Consider the following 1,652-nt stretch of genomic DNA (forward strand, 5'->3'; position numbering starts at 1 on the left):
CACCCGCCGCACCGAGCCCAAGTGATCCACGTCGGAGTACATGCTACCCGTGCTGGTGACTTGACTGGGCAGTACTGTTGCAGCTCTTTGCAACGAACTTCCTTTCGCACCGCCGACTGCCGCTCCGTAATTTGCGACGGGCAACGCAAGGCTCTAGCAGCCAGAACAACTGACGGAGCAAGTTCCGAACCTTCCTTCCTCGCGCCACGACGCGAAAGACAGACACGCTCTCGCCCAGCAAGGCGCCGAGGCCCCCATCGGAATCACCGCGGGGCGTTCACTTGGTTTCGGTTATCCACACACCCTCGATTCAGTACAGCTAACGATGACAGCGGCGAAAGACGGTCAGCAAAGCCAGTGGTCGTTTCGCAATATCGCGCACCATCCCAGCGAAAAACAATCGACCTCGTCCACTCCCACCTAGTGGTGCGCGTAAGTGGATCAAAGCGGTAAGACCCGTCAGACGTGATGATGGCCGGTTCCCCACCTTCTGCGGGCAGAACAAGCTCTGGAAACGACCGCGACCCAGCCTCAAGCACTTGTTGGACCTTCCCGTTGGCGTAATGGAAAACGACCACTCGAAGCGCGGATCCGCCCACCCAGACCGTCACCAGGTTCCCGTTACTTTCCGCAGTGGGGAAAGCTGCAAGCGGAACATCCATTGTTGCGTAGCGAAAGAGCTCCTCGCGCCCTCCGTGTCGCTCCACATAGATGATCAGAACGCGTTCTGGCGGCTCCGCAGGGTTTCGCCGTTCGTTGTCCAAGACAACACAAAAAACTCGCTCCTTTCCCACATCCCACCGCGTAAGCACCGCGATCTCTCCTGCTGCTTGCGAGTTTGCCTGCCCGGGCACCTCGGCAAAGGCCGGGTTCCCGTTGATGCTACGCTGGTGGCAGAAAAGGCTTACTATCGCGAGAAATAAGGTCCGTAAACCCCGCATGGTCCCTCCATAGCGCTCAATTCAAGGATGAAGCTGCACAAGGCACGTCATTGGCTCCCCGGCTGATGCCTTTAGGCATTCTGCGCATCGCAGTATCGCCTGGGCGTAATTTGGGCCCGTTCCATACCCAGCCAGGGCCTTTTCAACATTTCCCTTTGCCCAGCTGGTCCGGAGTCTAAGGTACGCGGAGCCGGCTTTTATATTCTCGACGGGATCGAATAGCCTCTCGTAGTTGGCACCAACATCTTGCGCCGCCGCCTTCGTGACCCCCATCAGACCACGCGCTGTTTCCTTTTCCGGGTTTGGCCGATGCGCCCCTGGATCGAAGCTGCTTTCCATCCACGCAATCGCGATGATGACCTCGTCCGCTTGGCCGGATTGATTGTTTTCCTTCACGATTTCCGCCACCTCCGCATAGGTGAGTCGCCGATTCTCCGGAGTGCTGGAGGTGTTTGTCTGGTTCGAGCCGGTCCCGGCACTCGTGCCACCTCCACCCCCCTGGGAACTTTGCGAGGGATTTCGTCCGCCACCTCCAGCGCCGGGCGACTGTTGCGGCAGCGCGTACCAGATCATGTCCTTCATCAGCATCCACACCGCCAGGCTGTCAACGAAATCGGCCTCGGAGGCTGCCATGGCCATCGCCCGCTCGCGAGACGGCGTGAGCCAAAGCGCCGCGCGCCCATCCGGATCCACGGCGTTGAGGGGGTTGCC

At 59.7% G+C, this 1,652-nt stretch carries 1 protein-coding gene; it reads right to left on the reverse strand.

Annotated features, from left to right (window positions below; genetic code table 11):
• Window positions 1-962 precede the first annotated feature (962 nt).
• Window positions 963-1,652: lytic transglycosylase domain-containing protein (locus tag EG19_RS11995; protein ID WP_152544070.1), on the reverse strand; the 690-nt coding region annotated here is incomplete at its 5' end.

The organism is Thermoanaerobaculum aquaticum, from assembly GCF_000687145.1.
Lineage (GTDB): Bacteria > Acidobacteriota > Thermoanaerobaculia > Thermoanaerobaculales > Thermoanaerobaculaceae > Thermoanaerobaculum > Thermoanaerobaculum aquaticum.